At 64.8% G+C, this 26,438-nt stretch carries 27 protein-coding genes; 23 read left to right on the forward strand and 4 right to left on the reverse strand.

The features are described 5' to 3' along the window. The first annotated feature begins 185 nt into the window (after window positions 1-185). The 5 genes from rho (at window position 186) to QFZ60_RS06900 (ending at window position 6,078) form a co-directional block, all read left to right on the forward strand. The gene (gene rho / locus QFZ60_RS06880; RefSeq protein WP_307089256.1) at window positions 186-2,336 is read left to right on the forward strand and encodes a transcription termination factor Rho; all 2,151 of its coding nucleotides are present in this window, start codon (window positions 186-188) and stop codon (window positions 2,334-2,336) included. A 182-nt stretch (window positions 2,337-2,518) separates the two neighbouring features. Continuing rightward, on the forward strand, window positions 2,519-3,592 hold the full coding sequence (gene prfA / locus QFZ60_RS06885) for a peptide chain release factor 1 (protein WP_307089258.1): 1,074 nt from the start codon (window positions 2,519-2,521) through the stop codon (window positions 3,590-3,592). A gap of 13 nt (window positions 3,593-3,605) precedes the next feature. Then, a complete protein-coding gene (gene prmC, locus QFZ60_RS06890; protein ID WP_307089260.1) occupies window positions 3,606-4,505 on the forward strand; it encodes a peptide chain release factor N(5)-glutamine methyltransferase in 900 nt (299 codons plus the stop codon). Beyond that, window positions 4,502-5,314 carry an L-threonylcarbamoyladenylate synthase gene (locus QFZ60_RS06895; protein WP_307089262.1) on the forward strand — a complete coding sequence of 271 codons (813 nt, stop codon included), beginning with the start codon at window positions 4,502-4,504 and terminating at the stop codon, window positions 5,312-5,314. The genes prmC and QFZ60_RS06895 overlap by 4 nt, the downstream gene beginning before the upstream one ends. Further along, complete coding sequence (locus QFZ60_RS06900) at window positions 5,314-6,078, forward strand: WecB/TagA/CpsF family glycosyltransferase (RefSeq protein ID WP_307089264.1); 765 nt, start codon at window positions 5,314-5,316, stop codon at window positions 6,076-6,078. The genes QFZ60_RS06895 and QFZ60_RS06900 overlap by 1 nt, the downstream gene beginning before the upstream one ends. Window positions 6,079-6,130: 52 nt before the next feature. Here QFZ60_RS06900 and QFZ60_RS06905 read toward each other — a convergent pair whose 3' ends face one another. After that, window positions 6,131-7,027: a glycosyltransferase gene (locus QFZ60_RS06905; RefSeq protein WP_307089265.1), complete on the reverse strand. Its 897-nt coding sequence runs from the start codon at window positions 7,025-7,027 to the stop codon at window positions 6,131-6,133. Between the two features lie 286 nt (window positions 7,028-7,313). Here QFZ60_RS06905 and QFZ60_RS06910 point away from each other — a divergent pair, with 286 nt between their 5' ends. The 16 genes from QFZ60_RS06910 to QFZ60_RS06985 all read left to right on the forward strand — a co-directional run bounded on the left by QFZ60_RS06910 (window position 7,314) and on the right by QFZ60_RS06985 (window position 22,356). Further along, window positions 7,314-8,426: an MraY family glycosyltransferase gene (locus tag QFZ60_RS06910; protein WP_142116909.1), complete on the forward strand. Its 1,113-nt coding sequence runs from the start codon at window positions 7,314-7,316 to the stop codon at window positions 8,424-8,426. 111 nt (window positions 8,427-8,537) lie between these two features. Continuing rightward, window positions 8,538-9,008: a hypothetical protein gene (locus tag QFZ60_RS06915; protein WP_307089268.1), complete on the forward strand. Its 471-nt coding sequence runs from the start codon at window positions 8,538-8,540 to the stop codon at window positions 9,006-9,008. A gap of 4 nt (window positions 9,009-9,012) precedes the next feature. Further along, entirely contained in the window at window positions 9,013-9,351 is a 339-nt protein-coding gene (locus tag QFZ60_RS06920; RefSeq protein WP_307089270.1) for an AtpZ/AtpI family protein, read from the forward strand. Window positions 9,352-9,432: 81 nt separating this feature from the next. Next, complete coding sequence (atpB, locus tag QFZ60_RS06925; protein WP_056335080.1) at window positions 9,433-10,233, forward strand: F0F1 ATP synthase subunit A; 801 nt, start codon at window positions 9,433-9,435, stop codon at window positions 10,231-10,233. 107 nt (window positions 10,234-10,340) lie between these two features. Then, window positions 10,341-10,544, forward strand: a complete 204-nt coding sequence (gene atpE, locus QFZ60_RS06930) for an ATP synthase F0 subunit C (protein WP_009356484.1) — start codon at window positions 10,341-10,343, stop codon at window positions 10,542-10,544. Window positions 10,545-10,595: 51 nt separating this feature from the next. Then, window positions 10,596-11,147: a F0F1 ATP synthase subunit B gene (locus QFZ60_RS06935; protein WP_056335084.1), complete on the forward strand. Its 552-nt coding sequence runs from the start codon at window positions 10,596-10,598 to the stop codon at window positions 11,145-11,147. Continuing rightward, complete coding sequence (locus QFZ60_RS06940; RefSeq protein WP_307089272.1) at window positions 11,147-11,974, forward strand: F0F1 ATP synthase subunit delta; 828 nt, start codon at window positions 11,147-11,149, stop codon at window positions 11,972-11,974. Before QFZ60_RS06935 ends, QFZ60_RS06940 begins: the two co-directional genes overlap by 1 nt. Window positions 11,975-12,051: 77 nt before the next feature. Further along, on the forward strand, window positions 12,052-13,689 hold the full coding sequence (gene atpA, locus QFZ60_RS06945; protein WP_307089273.1) for a F0F1 ATP synthase subunit alpha: 1,638 nt from the start codon (window positions 12,052-12,054) through the stop codon (window positions 13,687-13,689). Between the two features lie 72 nt (window positions 13,690-13,761). After that, a complete protein-coding gene (locus tag QFZ60_RS06950) occupies window positions 13,762-14,652 on the forward strand; it encodes a F0F1 ATP synthase subunit gamma (protein ID WP_307089275.1) in 891 nt (296 codons plus the stop codon). A gap of 82 nt (window positions 14,653-14,734) precedes the next feature. Continuing rightward, window positions 14,735-16,189 carry a F0F1 ATP synthase subunit beta gene (gene atpD / locus QFZ60_RS06955; protein WP_056335096.1) on the forward strand — a complete coding sequence of 485 codons (1,455 nt, stop codon included), beginning with the start codon at window positions 14,735-14,737 and terminating at the stop codon, window positions 16,187-16,189. Between the two features lies 1 nt (window position 16,190). Continuing rightward, entirely contained in the window at window positions 16,191-16,475 is a 285-nt protein-coding gene (locus tag QFZ60_RS06960) for a F0F1 ATP synthase subunit epsilon (RefSeq protein WP_056335099.1), read from the forward strand. 10 nt (window positions 16,476-16,485) lie between these two features. Then, on the forward strand, window positions 16,486-16,917 hold the full coding sequence (locus QFZ60_RS06965) for a DUF2550 domain-containing protein (RefSeq protein ID WP_307089279.1): 432 nt from the start codon (window positions 16,486-16,488) through the stop codon (window positions 16,915-16,917). A gap of 5 nt (window positions 16,918-16,922) precedes the next feature. Further along, window positions 16,923-18,251, forward strand: coding sequence for an esterase family protein (locus QFZ60_RS06970; protein WP_307089281.1), 1,329 nt, complete (start codon window positions 16,923-16,925; stop codon window positions 18,249-18,251). A gap of 32 nt (window positions 18,252-18,283) precedes the next feature. Then, complete coding sequence (locus QFZ60_RS06975; protein ID WP_307093238.1) at window positions 18,284-20,854, forward strand: bifunctional lysylphosphatidylglycerol flippase/synthetase MprF; 2,571 nt, start codon at window positions 18,284-18,286, stop codon at window positions 20,852-20,854. 324 nt (window positions 20,855-21,178) lie between these two features. Continuing rightward, a complete protein-coding gene (locus tag QFZ60_RS06980; RefSeq protein ID WP_307089283.1) occupies window positions 21,179-21,505 on the forward strand; it encodes a helix-turn-helix domain-containing protein in 327 nt (108 codons plus the stop codon). Then, window positions 21,502-22,356, forward strand: coding sequence for an IS3 family transposase (locus tag QFZ60_RS06985; RefSeq protein ID WP_307089285.1), 855 nt, complete (start codon window positions 21,502-21,504; stop codon window positions 22,354-22,356). Before QFZ60_RS06980 ends, QFZ60_RS06985 begins: the two co-directional genes overlap by 4 nt. Window positions 22,357-22,452: 96 nt before the next feature. On the opposite strand, the gene QFZ60_RS06990 is transcribed toward QFZ60_RS06985, so the two are convergent. Together QFZ60_RS06990 and nucS are read right to left on the reverse strand one after the other, a co-directional pair. After that, window positions 22,453-22,656 carry a cold-shock protein gene (locus QFZ60_RS06990; protein ID WP_011692441.1) on the reverse strand — a complete coding sequence of 68 codons (204 nt, stop codon included), beginning with the start codon at window positions 22,654-22,656 and terminating at the stop codon, window positions 22,453-22,455. A 306-nt stretch (window positions 22,657-22,962) separates the two neighbouring features. Continuing rightward, window positions 22,963-23,658, reverse strand: a complete 696-nt coding sequence (nucS, locus tag QFZ60_RS06995; protein ID WP_142031621.1) for an endonuclease NucS — start codon at window positions 23,656-23,658, stop codon at window positions 22,963-22,965. A 114-nt stretch (window positions 23,659-23,772) separates the two neighbouring features. Here nucS and QFZ60_RS07000 point away from each other — a divergent pair, with 114 nt between their 5' ends. Together QFZ60_RS07000 and QFZ60_RS07005 are read left to right on the forward strand one after the other, a co-directional pair. Then, window positions 23,773-24,126 carry an ATP/GTP-binding protein gene (locus QFZ60_RS07000; protein ID WP_307089287.1) on the forward strand — a complete coding sequence of 118 codons (354 nt, stop codon included), beginning with the start codon at window positions 23,773-23,775 and terminating at the stop codon, window positions 24,124-24,126. Between the two features lie 81 nt (window positions 24,127-24,207). After that, on the forward strand, window positions 24,208-25,005 hold the full coding sequence (locus QFZ60_RS07005) for an alpha/beta hydrolase (RefSeq protein WP_307089290.1): 798 nt from the start codon (window positions 24,208-24,210) through the stop codon (window positions 25,003-25,005). Here QFZ60_RS07005 and QFZ60_RS07010 read toward each other — a convergent pair. After that, window positions 25,002-26,321: an AI-2E family transporter gene (locus QFZ60_RS07010; RefSeq protein WP_373427665.1), complete on the reverse strand. Its 1,320-nt coding sequence runs from the start codon at window positions 26,319-26,321 to the stop codon at window positions 25,002-25,004. The genes QFZ60_RS07005 and QFZ60_RS07010 overlap by 4 nt on opposite strands. Window positions 26,322-26,438 lie beyond the last annotated feature (117 nt).

The raw sequence follows: 26,438 nt of genomic DNA on the forward strand, positions 1-26,438 counted from the left end.
TGCCCCTGAACCGTCAGCCCGGCGTTGTGCCTTGGGCGCAGCGCAAGGTGAATCAGTATCCGGCCCTGCTGGCCGAAATCCAACCGGCAAGGCCGAAATCCCGGCTGCAGATCTGAACTGCAGCCCAGATCAAATCATCGCGCCCAGCTCCCAGTCTGGACGCCGTCGAGGGGGAAGGATCCTTCGTGACCGAAACCACTGAGCTGTCGCCAGCTGTGGAACACACAACTTCTGCTGCCGAATCACCGGCCGCAACCGCCAAGAGCAGCGGCCTCGCCGGCCTGAAGCTCGCCCAGCTGCAGGCCCTGGCCAGCCAGCTCGGTATCTCAGGCGGATCCCGCATGCGCAAGGGGGACCTGGTCTCGGCCATTTCCGCCCACCGTGCAGGAACACTCACCGCCAAGGCCCCCGCAAAGGCAGCGGAAAAGGCTCCGGAAACCGCAGTGGCTTCAGCTGCACCGGCTTCCGCTCCGGAGGCCCCGGCCGCCGAAGCTCCCGCCGCTGAGGGCACCCGTGCCCGCGGACGCGGCCGCAGCCGCCGCGCCGTCAGTGACGGTGTGGTTGCCCCGGCAGCCGAAGCTCCCGTCGTGGAAACCCCTGCCGCGCCTTCCGGCGCAACCGTTGAGGCGCCGTCGGCCGCTCCTGCGGAAACCGCGGAGGGAACCGAAGGCGCCCAGGAGCGCCGCCAGCCCCGCACCCGCAACCGCCGCCGCAGCGAGGCTGCTGCCGCCGCCGTCCAGGAAGCCCCGGCAGAAACTCCGGTGGAGCAGCCCGCCACGGAACAGCGTTCAGGCGAGCAGCGTTCGGGCGAACAGCGCACCGAAGCCCCCGCAACTGAAACGGGCGACGCCGGCCAGCGCACCGAACGCCGCGACGGCGGCCGCACCCGCGGCCGCGACAACACCTCGCGCGACTCGGACGGCGGCCGTGACAACAGCGGCAGCCGCGATGCAGGCCAGCGCGAAGGCAGCCGGGACAACCGCGACAACGACGACAGCGACGGCGGAAGCCGCCGCAACCGCCGGAACCGCCGCGACCGGAACGACCGCAATGACCGCTCCGGCGGCCAGGACCGGGACAACTCCCGCAACGACCGCTTCCGCGACCGCAACGACCGCCGCCGCGGCCGCAACCAGGGCCCCGACGTCGACGACGTCGAGGTCACCGAAGACGACGTCCTGCTGCCCGTCGCCGGCATCCTGGACGTGCTGGAGAACTACGCGTTCATCCGGACCTCCGGATACCTGCCCGGCCCCAACGACGTCTACGTCTCCCTGGCCCAGGTCAAGAAGTACAACCTCCGCAAGGGCGACGCTGTCGTGGGTGCCATCCGCGCTCCCCGTGACGGCGAAGACCGCAGCCAGCAGTCCAACCGCCAGAAGTTCAACGCCCTGGTGCGCGTGACCTCTGTCAACGGCAAGACCCCGGAAGAGCTCAAGGACCGCGTAGAGTTCGCCAAACTGGTTCCGCTGTACCCGTCCGAGCGCCTGCGCCTGGAGACCGACCCCAAGAAGATCGGTCCCCGCGTCATCGACCTCGTTGCCCCCATCGGCAAGGGCCAGCGCGGCCTGATCGTCTCCCCGCCCAAGGCCGGCAAGACGCTCATCCTGCAGTCCATCGCCAACGCGATCACCACCAACAACCCTGAGGTCCACCTCATGATGGTGCTGGTTGACGAACGCCCCGAAGAAGTCACGGACATGCAGCGCACCGTCAAGGGTGAGGTCATCGCCTCCACCTTCGACCGTCCCGCCGACGACCACACCACCGTGGCCGAACTCTCCATTGAACGCGCCAAGCGCCTCGTGGAAATGGGCATGGACGTGGTGGTCCTCCTGGACTCCATGACCCGCCTGGGCCGCGCCTACAACCTGGCAGCACCGGCCTCCGGCCGCATCCTGTCCGGTGGCGTCGACTCCGCAGCCCTCTACCCGCCCAAGCGCTTCTTCGGTGCCGCCCGCAACATCGAGAACGGTGGCTCGCTCACCATCCTGGCCACGGCACTCGTCGAGACCGGATCCAAGATGGACGAGGTCATCTTCGAAGAGTTCAAGGGCACCGGCAACATGGAGCTCCGCCTGTCCCGCCAGCTGGCCGACAAGCGCATCTTCCCCGCCGTGGACGTCAACGCCTCGGGCACCCGCCGCGAGGAGAACCTGCTCTCGCCCGAAGAAGTCAAGATCATGTGGAAGCTGCGCCGCGTCCTCTCCGGACTCGAGACCCAGCAGAGCCTTGAACTGCTCACCAACAAGATCCGGGAAACCCAGAGCAACGTCGAGTTCCTCATGCAGGTCCAGAAGACGACGCTTGGTGCGAAGTCGGATAACGACAAGTAGCTGAGTTCACCGCTCAAAATATGCCGGCCCCGCCCCTACGCCGGGTGGCTTGCGATCTACGATCCCAAGCCACCCGGCTCCGGCAGGCCCGAAGCCACTCCCTGGCCGGCATATTTTGAGCGGTTTGGCGTTAACCCACTTCGTCGCATTACTAGACTTGTACAAGTCGAAAGAGGTTTTGAATGTTTGAGTCCGTACAGGGCCTGCTTGATGAGCATGATGCTATCCAGGCGCAGCTGGGGGATCCTGCTGTTTATGCTGACCAGCGGCTTGCCCGGAAGCTCGGGCGGCGTTCGGCTCAGCTCAACGGCATTGTTGAGGCCTACCACAAGTGGGAAGGCATCCGGGACGACCTTGCTGCCGCCAAGGAGATGGCAGACGAGGATCCCGAGTTCGCTGCCGAGGTGCCTGAACTCGAAGCCGCTCTGGAGATTGCTGCCGCCAGGCTCCGCCGCCTGCTGATTCCGCGCGATCCCGATGATGCCCGCAACGTGATCCTTGAAGTCAAGGGCGGTGAAGGCGGCGACGAGGCTGCCCTGTTCGCCGGCGACCTGCTGCGCATGTACACCCGGTACGCGGAGTCCCGCGGCTGGAAGACCGAAATCATTTCCGCCACCGAGTCCGACCTTGGCGGGTACAAGGACGTCCAGGTGGCCGTCAAGGGCAACTCGAACGACCCCGCCGAGGGCGTGTACGCCCGGCTCAAGTTCGAAGGCGGCGTGCACCGCGTCCAGCGCGTCCCGGTCACGGAATCCCAGGGCCGCATCCACACCTCCGCCGCCGGCGTGCTGGTCCTGCCCGAGGTTGATGAGCCCGAAGAGCTGGAAATCAGCCCGAACGACCTCAAGATCGACGTCTACCGGTCCTCCGGCCCCGGCGGGCAGTCCGTTAACACCACGGACTCCGCCGTTCGCATCACCCACCTCCCCACCGGGATCGTGGTGGCCATGCAAAACGAGAAATCCCAGCTGCAGAACCGCGAAGCCGGCATGCGCGTCCTGCGCGCCCGCATCCTTGCGCACCAGCAGGAGCAGATCGACGCCGAGAACTCTGCCCAGCGCAAGTCCCAGATCCGCACCATGGACCGCTCGGAGCGCATCCGGACCTACAACTACCCGGAAAACCGGATCGCTGACCACCGCACCGGCTACAAGGCCTACAACCTTGACCAGGTCATGAACGGGGACCTGGAACCGGTGATCCAGTCCGCCATCGAGATGGATGAGCAGGCGCGGCTGGACGCCATCGGCGACTGACCGGGAGCTTTGCATGACTGAGCCCGCCTCCGCGGCGCCTTCCCAGTCCCTGGCCGCGGCGGTCCGCGAGGCCGCGGCAATACTGGCCGAGGCCGGTGTCCCCAGTCCCCGTGTGGACGCGGAGCTGCTTGCGGACCATCTCCTCAACGTCGGGCTGGGGCGCCTCCGCTCCCTGATGCTCGGTGATACGCCGGCGCCCGAAGGCTACGAAGCCCTTGTGGCCGAACGTGCGCGCCGCATCCCGCTGCAGCACATCACCGGGGTGGCGCATTTCCGCTACCTGGAACTGGCCGTGGGGCCCGGGGTGTTCATCCCGCGCCCGGAAACAGAATCAGTGGTCCAGCTGGCCATCGACCACGTCAGGGACATGCCCCACCCCCGGATCGTGGACCTCGGGACCGGCTCCGGTGCCATCGCCGGTTCCCTTGCGCATGAGGTACCGGGCGCCGAGGTGCATGCCGTCGAGTTCAGCCCGTTTGCGCACGCCTGGGCTGCGAAAAACCTCGCTCCGCTGGGCGTCAACCTTGTCATGGGGGACCTGCGCGACGCCTTTCCGGAACTCAACGGGACGGTCGACGTCGTGGTTTCGAATCCTCCGTACATCCCCGCTGAAGCCATCCCTAACGAACCCGAAGTAGCCCTGCACGACCCCCCGGAGGCTTTGTACGGCGGGGGAGCGGACGGCATGGAACTTCCGACGGCGGCGGCAGCCTCCGCTGCCCGGCTGCTGCGTCCCGGGGGCTACTTCGTCATGGAACACGCGGAAGTCCAGTCTGGCTGGATCGCCGCAATGCTTGCCAGGACGGGCTCCTGGACAACCATCACGACGCACCTGGACCTCAACGGCAAGGAGCGCGCCACCAGCGCCCTGCTCGCGGACCAGGCCCTACGGAATGAAAGAATGGGCCAGTGACCACAACTTATGACTGCACCACTGACGACGAACGGGCACGGGGACTGGAACATGCCCAGCGTGCCATCAGCGAGAAGAAGTGCGTCGTGCTCCCCACGGACACCGTGTACGGCATCGGCACGGATGCGTTCTCGCCGCAGGCCGTCACCATGCTGCTGGTATCCAAGGGGCGCAGCCGCACCATGCCCCCGCCCGTCCTGATTCCGCGCATTAACGCACTGGACGGCCTGGCCACCGAGGTGTCCGCCGAGGCCCGCAAGCTGGCGGAGGCCTTCTGGCCCGGCGGCCTGACCCTGATCCTGCACGCCCAGCCGTCGCTGGACTGGGACCTCGGCGAAACCAAAGGCACTGTGGCACTCCGGATGCCCGCTGACGAGGTGGCCCTGGAACTGCTGACCCTGACGGGACCGCTCGCCGTTTCCTCGGCCAACCGCACCGGCCAGGCTCCGGCCCAGACCGCCGCAGCGGCACGGGAACAGCTGGCTGACTCGGTGGAGGTGTACCTGGAGGGCGGGCCGCGACCGCTGGAGGGTGAAGCCGGCGTACCGTCCACCATCGTGGACGCCACCGGCCCCATCCTGCGCGTGGTGCGCAACGGGGCGGTGAGCCTGGACCGGTTGCGCGAACACGTCCCGGGCGTCCTGGGCCTGGGCGAAATCCCCATGGCTGAGGAGGAACCGGCCCCGGAGCAGGATGCAATTGGGGATGAGGGGAACGACGCTGGGTCCTTGCCCACCGCTTCCGGCTCGTCCGCGGTGACGGGTACAGAAGCAGAACCCGGCACTCCTGCCGGGAACACACAGCCTTGATGGCGCTTGACCGCCAGCAGATACCCGTCCTGGACGTCCATGCCACTCCACTGCGGGTTTCCGAGCTGGTTGCAGAACTGAACAGCTACATTGCGGAAGGCTCCACGCGCACCGTGCTGGGCCACAACCTGCACAGCGTCACGCTCGCCTTGTCCAACGACGGCTTCCGCCGCCTCTACGAGGAAAGCGATGTGGTGCTCCTGGACGGGGCACCGGTGCTGTGGCTGTGGGGGAGGACCGGCAATGCCGACGGCCCCGTCATGGATTACCGGCTGGGCTCCACCGACTGGCTGCCGGCCCTGGACCAGGTCCGCGGGCTGGACCGGATTGCTGTGGTCGGCGCGGGGCCGGAAGCGAACGCCGGGGCTGTGCGGCGGCTTGAGGCAATCGTTCCGGGCGCCCGCGTCTCGGGCTTTCCGGGGGAGGGCTGGGGTCCTGCCCTGGAGGAAGCGGCCGTTGCCTGGCTGCACCGCGAACAGCCGCAGTTGGTCCTGCTTGGCCTGGGCATGCCCCTGCAGGAGGAAGTGCTGCAGCGCCGGCTGGGTGACATGCCGCCGGCTGTGTACTGTGCCGTGGGCGGGGCGATCGAGCAGTTGGCGGGAGTCCAGAAGCTTGCGCCCCGGTGGCTCGGCAGGATGGGACTGGAGTGGGCCTGGCGCCTGCTCCTGCATCCGCGCCGTGTGGCCTACCGCGTCTTGGGTGAGCCATGGGTCCTGCTCTGGCTCCTGGCAGCACGCCGGCTGAAGTCCAAGTCCAAGGCCTGAACAGGCAGCGGCAGGGCCGAACCTTGACGCCGGAGGGCCGAAGCAGGGCCGGTTAGAACTTCTGGTCTTCCAGCGGGGCAAACCCCTTGCCCCGCAGGCCGGTGCCGAATGCACGCGCCCAGCCCAGGAAGCCCGGCAGGTCGCGGCGCTGCAGGAAGTAGCCCAGGTACCCGCCGACGTCGGCCACGAAAGAACGTACCCGGAAGTACCGGCGGATCAGGTAGCCGCGGTTGCGGTAGTAGTAATAGCGCTTGAAGGCGGAGTCGGGGACGATGACGTGCCAGCGGGCGCCATAGACATGCTGCGTCTCGGAGAATGCGTGCGGATGTGTGATGGAAGTGGTGGTCACGGTCCCGAAGCGGATTCCCGCCTGGCGGAGGCGAATGGTGAAATCCACCTCGTCGCCGCGGATGAACAGCCGCATGTCCGGCAAACCGACCTTGAAGAACACGTCTGAACGGATCAGCGCGCCGTTGAAGAAGTGGCCGTCGTCCGGCAGGAAGCCGAGCTTCTCCACCTCCGCCCGATCGTGCGTGACCTTGCCGTCAAGACGGAAGAAAAAGGACAGCCGGTCGGGATGGCCGGGGGCCGTAACAAGGGGGACCACGGCCTCGAGGCCGCGTGCCTCGGCCTCGCGCAGCAGCGTGGCGAGGCATTCGGGATCAGCGGGCTCGGCGTCGTCGTCCATCATCCAGATCCAGCGCGCACCGCTGGCCACGGCCTTGAGGGCGGCCAGCGCAAACCCGCCTGCGCCGCCAAGGTTGGCTTCGGACCGGACGTAGTCGACGTTGCCGTGTTTTTCGGCCACGGCACGTGCAGGTGTTGTACCGCTGTCCACCAGGCAAATAGTGTCAACATGCCGGGTCTGCGCGTTGATCGAATCCAGCAGAACGGAGAGTTCCTTGGGCCGGTCGAACGTCACCGCGGCAACCGCAATGCGGGGGGTCATGGGGGTCCTTTCAGCATGGCCGCCAGGGAGTTCCCCGCCTGATGTGCGCCCGTGTGGCGCGGAGCCATGGTGCCGGTGGCACTAGTATCTTTGACTAGAGTCCACTGTAATACAGCCCTGTAAGGCACTGCGCGTAAGTCTGTGCGCACTGCCTGCTGCGTGCTCGGCGACGGAGAAGTTTCATTTATCGAAGAACAGATTCCCGGCCAGTGAGCCCACCCACCACGGACCGGCTGCCGACGCAGCTGAACGGCTTCGACACCACTCCCGAAACGGCTCCAGTCCCATGATCATGTACCTGCTCATGGGGCTCACGGCTGCCGTCGTCTCCTACGCAGCCACCTGGGGTGCCCGCATCGTGGGACACCGGCTGGAGCTGCACCTGCCCATCCGCAGCCGTGACATGCATTCCACCCCCGTTTCCAGGCTGGGCGGCGTGGCAATCTTCCTCGGCGTCCTGGTGGCGCTGGTCGTCGCCAGCCAGTCCTTTTTCGTCAGGGACATCTACCGGAACAATTTCTCGCCCTGGGGCGTCCTGGCCGGCGCTGCCGTGATCGTCCTGGTAGGCGTGGCAGACGACCTCCTGGACATCCGCTGGTGGGTGAAACTGATCGGGCAAAGCGCCGCCGGACTGACAGTGGCCATCTGGGGTGTCCAGATGACCATCGTCCCCTGGGTGCCCGAACCCATCTATCTGCAGGACGGAATGCTCCGTGTGGTGCTGACGGCGGGGCTGATCGTCACCACCATGAATGCCTTCAATTTCATTGATGGACTGGACGGCCTGGCCGCAGGCGTGGCCATCATCGGCGGCACCGCGTTCTTCTTCACCGCCTACTGGGTGCACCGGAACGCCGTGCTGCTGGACTACTCGGACCTGGCAACCCTCATTACCGCCGTCCTGGTGGGCGGCTGCCTGGGCTTCCTGCCGCACAACTTCTTTCCCTCGAAGATCTTCATGGGCGATTCGGGGGCGATGCTGATCGGACTGCTCATGGCCTCGGCCGGTGTCGTATCCACGGGACAGATCTCCTCCGGCCTCTACGACCGTGCCAACGGTATCTCCACCGTGATTCCGATCCTGCTTCCCTTCGCCGTGCTCTTCCTGCCGCTGCTTGACCTGGGCCTTGCAGTGGTCCGCCGCACGGCCCGCGGGCGCTCGCCCTGGTCCGCCGACCGCGGGCATCTGCACCATAAACTGCTCGACATCGGCTACTCCCACAGAACCGCTGTGATCCTGATGTATCTCTGGACCGCGGTGCTTTCCTTTGGCGGCCTGGCGTTCGCCATCTTCCCCTGGCAGGTGGTTCTCGCCGTCGACATCTTCGCCACGCTGGTCATGGGGCTGGTGACTGCTTGGCCGTATCTGTCCCGAGGCAATGGGCAAACGGTGGCGTAACGCCGGTTCTGAATTATTTCTATCTCGTGTAGAATTTAGGGGCAGCCCAAGCTGCCACTCCACCCCCTGCCTCCTGGCCAGCTGCCATGTGGTGCCGACGATTGGGATCGAATGACCTCCAACGCCGAGTCCGGACCTGCCTCCGGCAACGGACACGTTGGCGCCTCCGGTCCCACCCCTTCCCTGTGGCTGAACCTGCTTAAGCGCAGCTCGATTGCCGCTGCGGCCGGACTTGCGCTCTGTGCTGTTCCTGCCGGACTTCTCAATGGAGCAACCGGCGCGGCTTCCAGTTCACTCGGAGGCCTGCTGGTGATGCTGTTCTTCGGGATCAGCCTGCTGGTTGGCCACTTCGTGGGACGCGGAAATCCTTCCGGCGCGATCGGGATGTTCGTGGCCACGTACTTCCTCAAGGTAGTTGGCTTCGCCGTCGTCCTGTTCGTCATCGGCGCCCCGGAGTGGCTCCACAGACGCTGGTTCGTCACCGGCGCCGTTGTTGCGGTGGTCCTATGGCAGGCCGCGGAGATCCACGGCTTTAGCAGGGCGCGCCTCCAGATCTACAACGATCCAGAGGGGAAGGAATAACCCTATGCGCAACACACGGAAACGCGGGCAGGCGGACCGCTCCGCACTCACACGCGGGGTGTCCGCGCCCGGAGTCGCAGCCGATAACACCGACGGCGGCTACAACGCTGGAATAGCTGTCTTCAGCTACATCGTTGGCGGAATCATCGTCTGGAGTTTGATAGGGTGGGGACTGGATTATCTGTGGGGAACGCGCTGGATTGTGCTCGCAGGCGCTCTGCTCGGAGCCGTCGGAGGTTTCTACCTTTCCCACATGCATGGCCTCACCAGTTCCCGCAAAAATGCTGATGAGCGCCATGCTCCCAGCGCACCGTCCCAGGACGGAAAAGATAGTGCCAAATAATTTCACAGGGGGAACAGCAGGCGCTCATGCTGCCGGACCCCGCCCAACGCCCAATGATGGACACTGCAGAGAGGAAACGCGTTGATCGCGCTTGCGCTCCCGGCCCAAGATTCAGGAGAGTTTACTCCTCCTGGTATTAACGAAATGCATTTGCCGGCAATCCTGCCGTGGGGTGCCGCAGAAGGATTCTCCAAGCAGATGCTGCTGGTCCTCCTCTCTGTCGCAATTATCGCTACCTTCTTCGTGCTGGCTGCACGCAAGCAGCAGCTGGTACCCGGCAAGCTCCAGTTCGCCGGCGAGGCCGCCTACGGCTTCGTCCGCAACGGAATTGCCAAGGACATCATCGGCGGCAGGGACTTCATCAAGTATGTTCCCCTCCTGTTCAGCCTGTTCTTCTTCATCCTGGTCAACAACATCTACGGTGCCATCCCGTTGATCCAGCTCCCCACGTTCTCGCACGTGGGTGGAGCGTATGTGCTGGCCGGCCTGGTGTACTTCACCTGGATCGCCATCGGCGTCAAGAAGAACGGCCTGCGCTACTTCAAGCTGGCAACCGTCCCCTCGGGCGTGCCGTGGTTCATCCTGCCGATCGTGATCCCCATCGAGATCATCTCCAACTTCCTCGTCCGGCCCGTGACGCACAGCCTCCGTCTGTTCGCCACCATGCTCGCCGGCCACCTGATCGTGATGATCGCCGGATCCGGCATCGAATACCTGGTGATGCAGGAGAACGTCCTGCTGAAGGGCACCTCGGTCCTGGTCCTGGCCGGCGCCATCGCCATGTACATGCTTGAAGCCCTGATCATGGTCCTGCAGGCCTACGTCTTTACGCTGCTGACCGCGATCTACATCGAAGGCGCCCTGCACGCGGACAGCCACTAGGCACCCGCCGGCGAAGCGCAGCTTCGGGGCAACCATAGACTTCCCCTCGCGGGGATGAAGCAACCCAAACAACCTGCCACATGGGTGGCATCTTGAAAGGAAGAAAAATGGAAGGCAATCTCAACCTCGTAGGTTACGGTCTGTCCGCAATCGGCGGTGGTATCGGTGTTGGCCTCGTATTCGCTGCCTACATCAACGGCGTTGCACGCCAGCCGGAAGCACAGCGTGTCCTGCAGCCGATCGCGTTCCTTGGCCTTGCGCTGACCGAAGCCCTTGCCATCCTCGGCCTGGTCTTCGCCTTCGTTCTCTAGTCCTAGAGCGAAGCGAACTTTCAGAACCGAGTAGAAAAGGACGGGTGAAATATGAATCAGCTGATCATCTCAGCCGCCACTGAGGGCGAAGTCAACCCCCTCATGCCCAACCTCTGGGAAATGGGCGTTGTCCTCGTGGGCTTCCTCATCCTCTTGTTCATCGTGGTCAAGTTTGTTGTCCCGATGTTCGAGAAGACCTTCGCGGAGCGTGCCGAGGCCATCGAAGGCGGCATCGCCAAGGCTGAAAAGGCACAGGCTGAGGCGTCTGCTGCACTCGAAGAGTACAAGCAGCAGCTGACCGACGCCCGCACCGAAGCCAACCGCATCCGTGAGGAAGCCCGCGCCGAAGGTGCACAGATCCTTGCGGATCTCAAGGAGAAGGCTGCAGCCGAGTCTGCCCGCATCACCGCGCAGGCCCACGCACAGATCGAATCCGAGCGCCAGGCGGCCGTTGTGTCGCTGCGCTCTGAGGTGGGCACCCTGGCCACAACCCTTGCCGGCCGCATCGTGGGCGAATCGCTCAATGACGATGAGCGTGCAGCACGGGTCGTGGACCGTTTCCTGGCAGATCTGGAGTCCCAGAACGCAGGTGCAGCTAAGTAATGGCAGGCGTATCGAGCGAATCGCTGGCAACAGCGCTGGCGGAGTTGGAAGCAAAGCTCCCGACGGCGTCGCTGCAGCTGGCAAAGGAACTCTTCGGAATTCTGGGAATGGTGGACAGCTCGGCTGGCTTGCGCCGCGCCCTGACTGACCCGTCCCGCAACGGTGACGAAAAGTCGGCGCTGGTCAAGCAGCTGGTTGGCGGGAAAGTCTCCGCTGATGCTGCAGACATCGCAGGCGGACTGGCCAGCTCACGCTGGGCAAACGCCCGTGATATCGGCGATGCACTCGAGACTCTTGCCGCAACGGTGGTCATTTCCGTTGCTGAAAACAAGTCGGCCGTTTCTGCCTCCGGAATCACTGGCCTGGAAGAGCTGGAGAACGATCTGTTCTCCTTCAACCAGGCTGTTGCCTCCAGCCATGAGGTACAACGTGCTCTGTCCGAACCACAGGCCAGCGGTGCAGCGCAGGTTGCGCTTGCCGAGAAGCTTGTGCCCGCTGCCAGTGAGGAAGCCAAAGTCCTCATTGCACAGGCTGTGACCCAGCCCCGTGGCATCAAGCCGACCCGGCTTGTTGAGCGGTTTGCCGAGCTGGCAGCCAAGCGGCAGCAGCGCTGGATTGCAACGGTCAGCGTGACCCGTCCTTTGACCCAGACGCAGCTTGCCCGCCTGCAGGCCGGCCTGAATGCCCTGTACGGACGGGAACTGAAGGTCAACGTCAATGTTGACCCGGCACTCATTGGCGGCATCCGCGTCCAGGTCGGTGACGAAGTGCTTGACGCTTCGGTTCTCACCAAGCTGGGCGAACTGCAACGCCAGCTGGCCGGCTAGCCGGACAAGCACAACAAACTGATAGAAACCCCGGTCACCGATTGCGGTGACCACAAACAGGAGAGCAGGGACTGCAGATGGCCGAATTGACCATCAACGCCGACGACGTCCGTAATGCGCTGAACGAGTTCGCGGCGTCCTACGAACCCGGAAACGCAGAGCGCGTAGAGGTCGGCCGCGTAACCACCGCTGGTGACGGCATCGCCCGTGTTGAGGGCCTTCCCTCGGTCATGGCGAACGAGCTGCTTCGTTTTGAGGACGGCACCCTGGGCCTCGCCCAGAACCTCGACGTCCGCGAAATCGGCGTCATCGTCCTCGGTGACTTCACCGGCATCGAAGAAGGCCAGGAAGTGCACCGTACCGGACAGGTTCTGTCCGTCCCCGTGGGCGACGCCTTCCTGGGCCGCGTCGTTGACCCGCTGGGCATGCCCATCGACGACCTCGGCGAGATCAAGGCCGAGACCACCCGCGCCCTGGAGCTTCAGGCTCCCGGCGTGACCCAGCGCAAGTCGGTGCACGAGCCGATGCAGACCGGCCTCAAGGCGATCGACGCCATGATCCCGATCGGCCGCGGCCAGCGCCAGCTCATCATTGGTGACCGCCAGACCGGTAAGTCCGCCATCGCCATCGACACCATCATCAACCAGAAGGCCAACTGGGCTTCGGGCGATGTAACCAAGCAGGTGCGCTGCATCTACGTGGCCATCGGGCAGAAGGCGTCCACCATTGCCGCCATCCGCCAGACCCTCGAGGACAACGGCGCGCTGGAGTACACCACCATCGTGGCTTCTCCCGCCTCCGACCCCGCAGGTTTCAAGTACCTGGCTCCGTACGCAGGTTCGGCCATCGGCCAGCACTGGATGTACGGCGGCAAGCACGTCCTGATCGTGTTCGATGACCTGTCCAAGCAGGCCGAAGCCTACCGCGCCGTGTCGCTGCTGCTGCGCCGCCCGCCGGGACGCGAAGCCTACCCGGGCGACGTCTTCTACCTGCACTCCCGCCTGCTGGAGCGTTGTGCCAAGCTCTCCGATGAGCTCGGTGCCGGTTCCATGACGGGCCTGCCGCTGATCGAGACCAAGGCGAACGACGTGTCCGCCTACATCCCGACCAACGTCATCTCCATCACGGACGGCCAGATCTTCCTGCAGTCCGACCTCTTCAACGCCAACCAGCGTCCCGCTGTTGACGTGGGTGTCTCGGTGTCCCGCGTTGGCGGTGCCGCCCAGGTGAAGTCCATGAAGAAGGTCTCCGGCACATTGAAGCTGGACCTGGCCCAGTACCGCGACATGCAGGCGTTCGCGATGTTCGCATCCGACCTGGACGCAGCATCCCGCCAGCAGCTGACCCGTGGCGCCCGCCTGATGGAACTGCTCAAGCAGGGCCAGTACTCGCCGTTCCCGGTCGAGAACCAGGTTGTGTCCATCTGGGCCGGCACCAACGGCTACCTGGACGACGTTCCGGTGGAGGACATCAGCCGCTTTGAGTCCGAGTTCCTGGAGCACCTGCGCCACAAGTCCTCGATCCTGACCACGCTGGCCCAGACCAACGTGCTGGACGATGACACCGTGGCTGCCTTGAAGTCCTCGATCGTGGACTTCAAGAAGGGCTTCTTCGGCGAGGGTGACAACCACCTGGTAGGCGCCGGCCACGAGGAGCATGACGCCATCTCCGAGGGCGAAGTCGACCAGGAAAAGATCGTCAAGCAGAAGCGCTAGTTCCGCACCGCCTTGTGTGCCGGGCCAGACGGCCCGGCACACCAGGCGACGGAATGTTAGGAAAGGATAAGTATGGGAGCCCAGATCCGGGTCTACCGCCAGAAGATCAGCTCGACCACGTCGATGCGCAAGATCTTCAAGGCGATGGAACTGATCGCTACCTCGCGCATCGGGAAGGCCCGTGCGCGCGTAGCAGCTTCACTGCCTTACGCGAACGCGATCACGCGCGCCGTTTCTGCTGTCGCCAGCCAAAGCGAAATCGACCACCCGCTGACCACTGAGCCGGAGCAGATCCGCCGCGCCGCCGTCCTGGTAATTACCTCGGACCGCGGTTTGGCAGGTTCCTACTCCGCCAGCGTCCTCAAGCAGGCGGAAGGTCTCAACGAGCTGCTCCACGCCGAAGGCAAGGAAGTCAAAACCTACGTCGTGGGCCGTAAGGCCCAGGCCTACTTCGATTTCCGGAACCGGCAGTACGCACGGGTCTGGACCGGAGGAACCGACGCACCAGAGTTCGCAACCGCCCGCGAAATCGGCGAAGCGCTGCTTGCCGAATTTGCCACCGACTTCGAAGACGGCGGCGTGGACGAAATCCACGTTGTCTACACCCGCTTCAAGTCCATGGTCACCCAGGAGCCGACGGTCATCCGCCTGCTCCCGCTTGAAGTAGTGGAAGAGCAGGCCGCCTCTGAGACGGATCTCCTGCCGCTGTACGAATTCGAACCGGAAACGGAGCGTGTCCTTGACGCCCTGCTCCCGCGCTACATCGAATCCCGTATCTTCGCAGCCATGTTGCAGGCAGCAGCTTCCGAGCTCGCCGCCCGCCAGCGGGCGATGAAGTCCGCAGGCGACAACGCGACGGACCTGATCAAGAAGTACACGCGCCTGCGCAACACGGCCCGCCAGGCCGAAATCACGCAGGAACTCTCCGAGATTGTTGCCGGCGCCGACGCTCTCGCGTCGTAGCCTCCACCGCCTCGGTTCCGCGGAACCAGCACCACCACAGATAGACTTAACCCCACGCCATCTACTGAATGAAGTGAGAGAGATGACTGCCACTGCTACCGAACACGTAGCCGCAACGTCCGGTGCAACCGGCCGTATTGCGCGCGTAATCGGCCCGGTTGTCGACGTCGAATTCCCGGCTGACGCAATCCCGTCAATCTACAACGCCCTCACCACCGAGATCACTCTCAACGGTGAAACCAAGACCATCACCTTCGAAGTTGCGCTGCACCTCGGCGACAACCTCATTCGCGCGATCTCGCTGCAGGCGACCGACGGCCTCGTCCGCGGCACCAACGTGGTGGACACCGGTGCCCCGATTTCCGTCCCGGTTGGCGACGGCGTCAAGGGCCACATCTTCAACGTTCTGGGCCAGCCCCTTGACGTTGCCGAGTCGGAGCTGGAAATCAGCGAACGCTGGCCCATCCACCGCAAGGCACCGAGCTTCGCTTCGCTCGAAGGCTCCACCGAGATGCTGGAAACCGGCATCAAGGTCATCGACCTCCTCACCCCGTACATCAAGGGTGGAAAGATCGGCCTGTTCGGCGGTGCCGGCGTGGGCAAGACCGTGCTGATCCAGGAAATGATCACCCGTGTTGCACGCAACTTCGGTGGTACCTCGGTCTTCGCCGGTGTGGGTGAGCGCACGCGTGAAGGTAATGACCTCTGGGTTGAAATGGAAGAGGCGGGCGTCCTCAAGGACACCGCCCTTGTATTCGGCCAGATGGATGAGCCGCCGGGAACGCGTCTGCGCGTGGCCCTGTCTGCACTGACCATGGCGGAGTACTTCCGCGATGTGCAGAACCAGGACGTGCTGCTCTTCATCGACAACATCTTCCGCTTCACCCAGGCCGGCTCCGAGGTATCGACCCTGCTGGGCCGCATGCCTTCGGCTGTGGGCTACCAGCCCAACCTTGCGGATGAGATGGGCCTCCTGCAGGAGCGCATTACCTCCACCAAGGGCCACTCCATCACCTCGATGCAGGCCATCTACGTCCCCGCAGATGACTACACCGACCCGGCTCCGGCCACGACCTTCGCACACCTCGACGCGACCACGGAACTCTCCCGTGAAATCGCCTCCCGTGGTCTGTACCCGGCCGTTGACCCGCTGACGTCCACCTCCCGCATCCTGGACCCCCAGTACATCGGACAGGACCACTACAACACGGCAGTCCGTGTGAAGCAGATCCTGCAGAAGAACAAGGAACTCCAGGACATCATCGCCATCCTCGGTGTCGATGAACTTTCCGAAGAAGACAAGATCGTCGTGTCGCGTGCACGCCGCATCCAGCAGTTCCTCTCGCAGAACACCTACACCGCCAAGCAGTTCACCGGCGTCGAGGGCTCCACGGTTTCCATCAAGGACACCGTTGAAGGCTTCGCAGCCATCTGCGACGGCGAGCTGGACCACATCGCGGAGCAGGCGTTCTTCAACGTCGGCGGCCTCGATGACGTTGAGCGCCAGTGGGCCAAGATCCAGGAACAGACCAAGTAATATGGCTGAGCTTGAGGTTGAGATTGTCGCAGCGGACCACTTCGTGTGGTCCGGAGCGGCCAAGATGGTCAAGGCCCGCACCAGCGATGGTGAAATCGGAATCCTGCCCGGCCACTCGCCCCTGCTGGCGATCCTGGCCGAGGGTGAACTGGCCATCCAGCCGGTGTCCGGGGACCGTATTGCGGTGGATGTGGACGGCGGGTTCTTCTCCGTTGACAACAACCGCGTGGTGATCGTTGCCGACAATGCCCAGATGGGCGGCTCGGCTACCGCTGGGATCCGCTAGCACGACCTTGATGGATGCTCCGGGTATTCCGTTCATCGCACTGGCAATCGCCTTCGGATTGCTGATTATTGCACTGTGCCTTTCGGGGGCGCGCCGCTTCAACCTGCGGCGTGCCCTCGGCACGGTGGACGCCTCCATTCGCCTGGCTGGAAACAGCTGGCAAATGGGGGTTTGTCGTTATCAGGACAATGACCTGGAATGGTTCAGGCTCATCTCCCTGAGCGTCCGTCCCAAGTACACGTTCAAGCGCAGTTCACTGGAACTGCTGGGCCGCCGAAAACCCACGGAGGCTGAGGCCGTTAAGGTCCAGCCGGACGTAGTGATCGTTGAACTGCGCTATGAGGGTCAGGACCTGCACCTTGCCATGAAGTTCGACGCCTATACGGGTCTTTCATCCTGGCTCGAAGCAGGTCCGGTGATAGGCGTGGGGACCTGGCGCTAGCCGACGTGGACTGGCTTTCAGACATTCGGCTCACGGACGGTCCATTGTATGGAACTGTCCTGGTATTGGGAATGGGCGGCGCAGCCTGGCTCCTGGTGCCACCCTGGCGCGCCTCCATGACGCCGGCACACCGGGCCACTGCCTGGGCGTCCCGCGTCCTGGCCGCCGCGGCAGCTGCCTTTGCCCTGGTGGGTACCGTCCACTGGGCGCTCATCAATATTTTCACCACCTTCCCCGAGGACCTGCCGGACCCTGTGCTGCTGTGGCTGGTGCCCGGCGTAGCTGCTGTCTTCCTGGGCCTGTTCCGGCTGCCGCGGAGCAGCTGGGGCGGACGCGGGGGAGGGATCCTCGCAGCGCTGCTGGTGGCGCTGCTCTCGGCGGTCCAAATCAACGCGTATTTCGGGTTGAACAGGACCGTCAGCGACTTGCTCGGCACGGCCCAGGCCCGGATCCCGGTCCTCGAACAGAAGCTCATGCGCCTGCCGGGCCAATCCGACGGCGTACCGCTCCAGGGCTGGAAGCCGGAGGGGGAGCTGCCGGCCGGGGGCGTCCTCCGGAAGTCCGCCATCCCCGGGACCTTGTCCGGAATGAACACCCGCGACGCCTACATCTACCTCCCGCCGGCCTACTTCGCCGCGAACCGCCCTGCACTGCCGGTCCTGGTCCTGGTGGCAGGCCAGCCGGGAGGGCCTGCGGACTGGCTTACTGGGGGAGCGATCCGTGGCCACATGGATTCCTTTGCCGCGGCACACGGCGGGGTGTCCCCGGTGGTTGTCATCCCGGATCCCAATGGCTCCCAGTCCGCCAACACCATGTGCATGGACAGCCGCATTGCCAACGCGGACACCTACCTCGCGCGGGACGTTCCGCAGTGGATCAGTTCCACTTTGGCGGTCGATACGAACCACAGCCACTGGGCCATAGGCGGGTTCTCCTTTGGCGGCACCTGCGCCGTGCAGATGGGAACCAGGCATCCCGACATCTACGCCGACGTGCTGGCCTTTTCCAGTGAGGCCGAGCCCGCCATTGCCAAGGAACGGCAGAAGACCATCGACGCAGCCTTCCCCGGAAACCCTGACGAATTCACCAGGCAGACGCCACTGGAGATCATGAAACACCAACGGTTTGAGTCCAGCGGCATGTACCTCACTGCAGGCCGGAACGATCCTGAGTTCGTGGCGAACCTCCACACGCTGGCCGCCGCGGCGGAGGCTGCGGGCTTCACCGTGCAGGCGCACGAGGTGGAGCATACCGGCCACTCCTGGGACACCTCGTCCAAGCGGTTCGCGGATGCCCTTCAGTTCCTTGGCACCCAGTGGGGGCTGCAGTGGTGAGCACCAGGAACCCGGAGCGTACCGCCGCCCTGATGTGGGCCGCCGTCGGACGCCCTGCAGCCCGGCAGGCGCTGCTCACGCTCAAGTCCATGCCCTTCACCCTGGGCGTGCTTGCCACCTTCCTTGCCGCCGCGGCGCTGACCGGAAGCTTCCTGGACGGGCCGCCGGAGCAGCTCCTGGGACTGGCCTCCGTGAGCGGCCCCGGGCTGCGCGGCGGGCAGTGGTGGACACTGTTCACCAGCCTCTTCTTCGCCACCAACCCGCTCGCGTACCTTGCAGCATCGCTGATGATCGTGCTGCTGCTGGGCCTGGCGGAGCGCAAGCTTGGCCGGCGGGCCGCCGTCGGACTGTTCTTTGGCGGGCAGTTCGCTGCCGTCACGGTGTTCCTCCTGGTGACCCAGCTGGCCGGGTATGTGGACGACGGCTGGTTGGACGCGATGGTGGATGACCGGCTCATCGGCCCCTACGCCCCGGTGCTCACCGCGGGCCTGGCGGCCAGCGCCCGGATCACCCTGCTGTGGCAGCGCCGGCTCCGCACCGTGGTGCTGTCCATTTCCCTGCTGCTGGTCCTCTATGTGGGGCACGCCGAAACTGTTATTGGCCTTATCGGTGCCCTCCTTGGCCTCCTTGCCGGCTGGTGGATCCAGGGGGACCAGGGGCGGCTTCACCGGCACCGTTCCACCGGCCGGGAAACCAGGAACCTCCTGGCCCTGACTGTTGCCGTGTTTGCGGTGGGTCCCATCCTGACCGGAATCACGCGGGCGCCGACCGGCCCGCTGGCCCTGCTGCGGGATGTCGTGTTGAGCCCGATGCCCACGCTGAACGAACTGATCTTCAACTGCGGCGCCACCGTTGACGCCACCTGCCTGGAAACGGGAAGGGCAGGCTTCGCCGGGCCCTTCGGCCTGGCGCTGGCCGTGGTGCCGGTCATCCTGCTGCTGATCTGCGCGGACGGGATGCGCCGGGGGCGCCGGCTGGCCCTGAACATTGCGCTGGCCATCCAGCTGGCCGTCACCGCCCTCGCGGCGGTCTACCTTGCCCTGTTCGCCCTTGTTCCCTCACGCCTGCAGGGCACGCACGCAACGCCCCTGTCCTCCGCCTTCGCCCATGTGCTGCCACTCGTGGGTGTCCCGCTGCTGCTGGCGGTGGTCCTGTGGCTGAACCGCCGGCAGTTCCGCGTGCAGACGCGTCCCGGCGCCCGGCGCACGCTCGCGGCGGTGGTCTGTGGAACGTGGCTTGTCCTGGCCAGTTCATACACCGTGGCCTGGTTCTGGTCCGGCGGGCTGTCCCGTGACGGCGGGCTGTTGGGTCTTTTCGCCGAGCTGGCCCGGCAGTACGTCCCGGTCCCGATTCCGCAGCATTTCCGCCGGGTCTTCCCCGAGCGCGACAGCGCCGAGGCGCTGCTGTTTGCCTACTCGGGTCCGGTGTTCTGGCTCGTGGCCCTGGCTGCGGTGTGGTGGATCCTGGTGGGGCGGCACCACGGCCTCCACTTCGGGCGGCAGGACCGCAGCCGTGCCCGGGAACTGCTCCACCAGGGCGGGGGCCCCTTATCCTGGATGGCCCTCTGGGAGCCCAACACGTACTGGTTCAGCCCGGACGGGGCAGGCGGCATGGCATTCCAGCAGCACGGGACCGTGGCCCTGACACTGGGCGGTGCGTTCGGTGACCGCAAGGCAGAGCAGCGGGTGACCGAAGGCTTCCTGGACTACTGCCGCAGCCAGGCTTTGATACCGGCGCTGTATTCCTGTGATGACACCATGTGGCCCATGCTGAGGGAACGCGGCTTTTCCCGCGTGGCCGTCGCCCAGGAGACCCGGCTGGCTCTGAACGAGCTTGAGTTCAAGGGCAAGGAATGGCAGAACGTCAGGACCGCCCTCAACCGCGCCGCGAAGCTGGGGGTCCATGCCGTCTGGGGTTCGTACCATTCGCTGCCCGCAACGCTCCGGTCACGGCTGAGCGAAGTGTCCGAGGAATGGGCGGCCGGCAAGTCCGTTCCGGAGATGGGCTTCACGCTGGGGGGTGTGGACGAGCTCGACGACGAGGAAGTGCTGTGCTGCCTGGCCGTGGACGGCAGCGGTGCCGTCCATGGCGTGACCAGTTGGCTGCCGGTGTACGACGGCGGGCGGCTGGTGAGCAGGACGCTGGACGTCATGCGCCGCGGGAGTGAGGGATTTCCGGGAGTGATGGAATTCCTGATTGCCTCCGCCGTGCTGGAATTGCGGGGTTCGGTGGACGTGATCTCCCTGTCGGGGTCGCCGCTGGCCAGCCGGCCTGATGAGCCGCGGGAACGGGGAACAGGCGCAGAGGGCACAGGCACCGAAGGAATCGGTGGGCCCGGTGACGCAGGGCAGGAGGCTCCCGATGAGGGCGCGCAGAATCTGGTCAGGATCCTTGATCTGGTGGGCCACGCGCTTGAGCCGGTCTACGGCTTCCGCTCCCTGGCGGCCTTCAAATCCCGGTTCAAGCCGGAGTACCGCGCCCTCTACTTGTACTACCAGGACCCGCTGCACCTGCCGGCCATCGGCAGGGCGCTGACCCGGGCGTACCTGCCCGGACTTTCCCTGGCACAGGGCGCGCGTCTGGTCCGCAAACTGGTGACCTGACGCGCACCAAGCGGGAACGGCCGGCAATGGTCGTGGCGGTTTGCCGGAAATGCAGTGTTTCTGTGGCAGCAATTGCGGCATAAACAAATGGTCCCCGGCAATTGAACTGCTCCCCGGAAGTTGGACTGAGAATTTCAGTTCCGACTTCCGGGGAGCAGTTTTATGCATGCACGTAGTTCGTTGTCTGAGATTCAGCGTGAGGCCGCTGTAGCGTGGTTTGAGAAGGGCATCGCGGATAGTGCGGCAGCGACGTTGCTGGGCGTGTCCCGCCCGCCGGTAAGGGTTCTCTATCGGCGGTGGAAGATCCATGGTCGAGGAGCGCTGGTGGCCAAGCCGACGAAACAGGTGTACTCGTTCGAATTCAAGCTCGCGCTGGTTGAACGGTTTATCGCCGGTGAGACTGCCCCGGATCTCGCGGCTGAGGCTGGTTTGTCCTCGCCCACGCTACTGAAGACGTGGGCCCGTGCGTATCGCCGCGAGGGCCCGGACGCGTTGCGGTCCAAGCCCAAGGGCAGGCCTAAGGCACCCGGTGCCGCGCAGCCGGCCAAGGTATCGGAACTGGAGCGGTTGCGGCGGGAGAACGAACGGTTGCGGGCGGAAGTGGCTTACCTGGGAAAATTGCGGGCCTTGAGGGCGCAGGAACGACGGTGAAGGTCCAAGCCCTCATCGCTCTCAAGGCTGACTTCCCGCTTCCGGTCCTGCTGCAGGCAGCAGCTCTTGCCAGATCCACGTTCTTCTATCATCAGGCGCGCATCCAGGGCGCTGATCCGCAGGAGTCCATCAAGGCCGCTGTCAGGGAAATTTTCGAGAAGAACCATGGCCGGTACGGGCACCGGCGGGTCCACACCGAGATGGTCAAGCAAGGGTGGACGGTCGCGAAAAAGACCGTTCTGAAGCTCATGCGGTCCCTGGACCTGGTGTGCAAGGTCCGGCGGAAGAAGCGTTACAACTCCTACCAGGGCGAGCAGGGCCGGGTTGCTCCGAACGTGTTGAACAGGGAGTTCGAGGCTGATGCCCCGAACCGGAAGTGGGTAACGGATGTGACGGAGTTCAGCGTCGGCGACCGTAAGCTCTATCTCTCGCCGGTCATGGATCTTTTCGACCGGCAGATCATCTCCTACTCGATCAGCCCGTCTCCGAATCTGGAGCTCACCAATAATTCGCTGCGCCAGGCCCTTGCCTGCCTTGAGGAAGGTCAGCAGCCGCTCGTGCATTCGGACCAGGGCTTCCAGTACCAGCACGTCTTGTGGCGAAAACTCTTACAGGGAGCCGGCGCGAGCCAGTCGATGTCACGCAAGGGCAACTGCTACGACAACGCCGTGATGGAAAACTTCTTCGGCCACCTCAAGGAAGAGCTCTTCCATCACGTGCGATACGTCAGCACCGACGCCTTGACAGCGGCACTGCACGAATACATCCGCTGGTACAACACCGAAAGAATCTCGACAAAGCTCAAGGGCCTGAGCCCGGTGCAATACCGGACCCAGGCCCTCGCGGCTTAAGCTCTTATTTAGCCAGTCCAACTTCCGGGGACCAGTTCAAATTTTGCCGGGGACCATTTGTTTCGCTGACAGCCGCGGTGGGCGGCCGGGCGGGTACTAGACCAGCGTTACGCCAGTGGCCTGGGGGCCCTTGGCACCCTGGCCGATTTCGAACTGAACGCGCTGGTTCTCGTCGAGGGTCTTGAAGCCGCCGGTCTGGATTTCGGAGTAGTGAACGAAGACATCGCCATCGGAGTCATCCGGGGTGATGAAGCCGAAGCCCTTTTCAGCGTTGAACCACTTGACGGTTCCCTGTGCCATTTATTTCTCCTCATTGTGGAACTTTTTAAGACCGGCACACCTCGTGCCGACCTTGGTCACTCCGCGAGAAGAATCCTGATTGCCTTGTCCCAAAGGGAGGTCCGGCGCTGCAGGAGCTTCGCGCTCGCAACATGTCTTGCGAGCATGAAAAACACCTACACAAAGACTGAGATAAGAATTTCATGCCCGTTCCCGCAGGTCAACGGCCCGGAGGACAAAAAGGACAAATTTTGGGTAAAAAACAGATGTCGCAGAAGCGCGCGGACAAAGCCCGGCAATTAAATGCCTGGGCAAGGAATGGAAAACCTAGAAGAGGCGGGATTCGCTGTCGTCAACGCCGCGCATGGCGTCGTAATCCAGCGTCACGCAATCGATCCCGCGGTCATTGGCCAGCACCTTGGCCTGCGGCTTGATCTGCTGGGCCGCGAAGATTCCGCGGACCGGTGCCAGCAGGGGGTCGCGGTTGAGCAGTTCCAGGTACCGGGTCAGCTGCTCCACACCGTCGATGTCTCCCCGGCGCTTGAGCTCGATGGCCACGGTGGCACCGTCAGCGTCCCGCGCCAGGATGTCAACGGGGCCAATGGCGGTGAAGTACTCGCGCCTGATGAGCGAGTAGCCCTGGCCGAGCGTCTCGATCTGTTCAGCGAGCAGCCGCTGCAGGTCCGCTTCCACTCCGTCCTTGATCAGCCCGGGGTCCACGCCCAGGTCATGGGAGGACTCGGTGATCTTCTCGTGGATGTTGATGATGAGCCGGTCATCGGTCTTGGCCGACTGCACGGTCCACTGCTCCACCACGCCAAGTTCGAGGTCCACATCGTCGGGGGACGAGACCCGCAGGGTGGCAGGCGGGCTCATCCAGTTCAGCGGCTTGTAGGAACCGCCGTCGGAATGCACCAGCACGGAGCCGTCCGCCTTGACCAGCAGGAGCCGGGTGGCGAGGGGGAGATGGGCTTTGAGCCGGCCAACATAATCAACGGAGCAATGGGCTATGACAAGTCGCACGCCGTACAGACTACCGCGTGGGCCCGGCAGGCCATGCCCGACGGCGGGAGGCCGGTGCGCCGGAAGGGGCGGCATGGAGCGGGACGGGTGAGTGGGCTGGGGCAGAATGGATACATGCCGCGTTCCAACCGTCCCCGCCGTCCCGTTTCCGGCAAGGGTTCCGCATCCGGCAGGGGCACAGGAGGGAAAAGGAGCGGCGACGTCCCCGAGCTGGACCTGGAACGCGCGCGGGCGGGGATTGCCCGCCGGGAAAGTGCCCCTGACGGTGAATGGATGGTCCGGACCATGACCGCCAGGAACGCGGAGAAGACCTACATCTGCCCGGAATGCTCCACGGCCGTGCTGCCCGGCGTTGCACATCTGGTGGTCTGGAAGGATGACCACCTCTTTGGTGCGGCGGCCGGCCTGGCCGAGCGCCGGCACTGGCACACCAACTGCTGGATGACGCGCAGCTACCGGTACCGCTGACCACCCCCCGCCGCCGGCAGCCACCCCCCGCAGCCCCTGCTGTGACGCAGCCACGCGCCCACTGTCGCTAAGCTGGCAGGCATGACTTTTGATCCGGCGTCGTACCAATTCACCCAGGCCCGGGGACCTGTCCCCATCCGCGCCTCCACCGTCCTGCCTGCCCGGCGCGAGAACATCGAGTTGCAGACGGCGGACGGCCACAGGCTGGTGGGCGAACTGGCGCTGCCGGAATCGGGTCCGGTCAAGGCCACGCTGATCACGCTCCATCCGCTGCCGACGCACGGCGGCTTCATGGATTCCCACGTCTACCGCAAGGCCTCCTACCGGTTGCCGGCGCTGGCGGGAATCGCGGTGCTGCGGTTCAACACGCGGGGTACCGCCTCCGCACGCGGCACAAGCAGCGGGGCGTTCGAGGAAGGGATCGGGGAGCAGCATGACGTGGAGGCGGCCGTGCGGTTCGCCGTTGAACGGGGACTTCCCAATCGCTGGCTGGTCGGCTGGTCATTCGGGACAGAACTGGCGCTGATGTACGGTGCCCTGGAGCCGGTGGCCGGGGAGATCGAGGGCGCGGTGCTGTTGTCGCCGCCGCTGCACCGGGCCACGGACAAGCACCTGCAGCTGTGGGCGGAATCGGGCAAGCCCCTGACCGTCCTGGTGCCGGAACATGACGACTTCCTCCAGCCTGCCGAGGCAGCCGAACGGTTCAGGCTGGTGCCGCAGGCGCGCGTGGTGGGCGTGGCCGGAGCCAAGCATCTGTGGGTGGGGGAGAAGTACGCAGGGCGGGTCCTGAACGACATCGTGGCGCTGGTCAGCCCCGACCCCGGCGCAGCCCCGCTGCCGCAGGAATGGGAGGGCCCGGCGGCCACTGCCGGAGCTTAGTGCTGGTCCTGCCGGACGATGTAGATCTCCCGGAGGAGCAGCAGCACGGCGGCGGCGGTGGGAATGGCGATCAGGGCACCGAGCACGCCCAGCAGGCTGCCGCCGGCAATAACGGAGATCACCGCCACCGCGCCGGGCACGGCAACTGCCTTCTGCATGATGCGCGGTGAGATGAAGTAGGCCTCGAACTGCAGGTAGGCAAAGTAGCAGACCGCATAGATGGCCGCCACCTGCCAGCCCTCCGTGAGGGACACGAGGACCACCACGATGCCTGCAATCATGCCGCCAACCAGCGGGATGAATGCGAGCAGGACCACCACGAACGCCAGGAGCAGGGCAAACGGAATGCCCACAATGGACATCACCACGAAGGCGAACGTGGCATTGAGAAGGGCCACGCAGGCCTGGCCGATCACGTAGTTTCCCACCGACCGGGTGATTTCCTCCGAGAGGGCGGCCACCCGTTTCCGGCGGGAGCGCGGTGCCAGCCGGTAGCCCCACTTCTTCATCGCTGGCAGCGCTGCCAGGAAGTACAGGCTCAGCACCAGGACGATCAGGGTGCCGAACAGCCCGTTGGCCACAGTGGAACCGAATCCCACCACGCCGCCGAAAATCCCGCCCATGGCGGCGGGATCGTTGACGAACTTGTCCAGTTCCTCGGTAATGCGGTCGCGCACGCCGAACTGGTCATCGAGGCTGCGGAAGAAGTCGGAGTCCATGAAGTTGCGCACCCAGTCCGGTGCCTGCCGCACGATCTCCGATACCTGTTCAACAATGGTGGGGATCAGCGTGGCGAAGAATCCGACGACGGCGCCCATCAGGACAGCCACGGAGACCAGGATGCCGGCCGGCCGGGGGATCCTGCGGTTCTCGAGCCAGCCCACCACGGGTTCAAGCCCCAGGGCGATGAACAGCGCCGCGACGATCCACAGCAGCAATTGCGTGGTGTGGGACCCGATCCAGTAGACCAGCAGCGCCAGTCCCACGCCCACGGTCCCCATGAAGCCCATGTACAGCGGATGTTGGGGGGACATGCGTGGCCCGGGGTGGCCGAACTGGGGTTCCTCGTCGCCGCCCTGTTCCGCGTCCGGCACCTGTCCGGTGTATTCGGGGGGCATTTCGAAGCGGAGCCTGGGCTGTGCCCCTGGCAGGGGCTGGCGGAGCCTGCGGACCACCTGGCCAAGGGCGGCGGTGGCGTGACCCCTGCGGTGCGCGGCTGCTGCCATGCCGAGGGGAGGCACCGGCGCAGGGACAGGGCCCCTGGAATCCCCGGATTTTCCGGCTGCAGCCGAGGACGGGTCCGTCTTGTCTGTCACTGGTTTTGGGGGCCTGTTCCGTGCTTGGCTCCGCGTTTGCGGGCGGGTGTGATGATCATCGCAAACACTATCAGCAGGCTTGTCACCGCGAGCTGAAGCCGCCACCTTGAGTCCGCC

Source organism: Arthrobacter sp. B2I5, assembly GCF_030816735.1.
GTDB lineage: Bacteria > Actinomycetota > Actinomycetes > Actinomycetales > Micrococcaceae > Arthrobacter.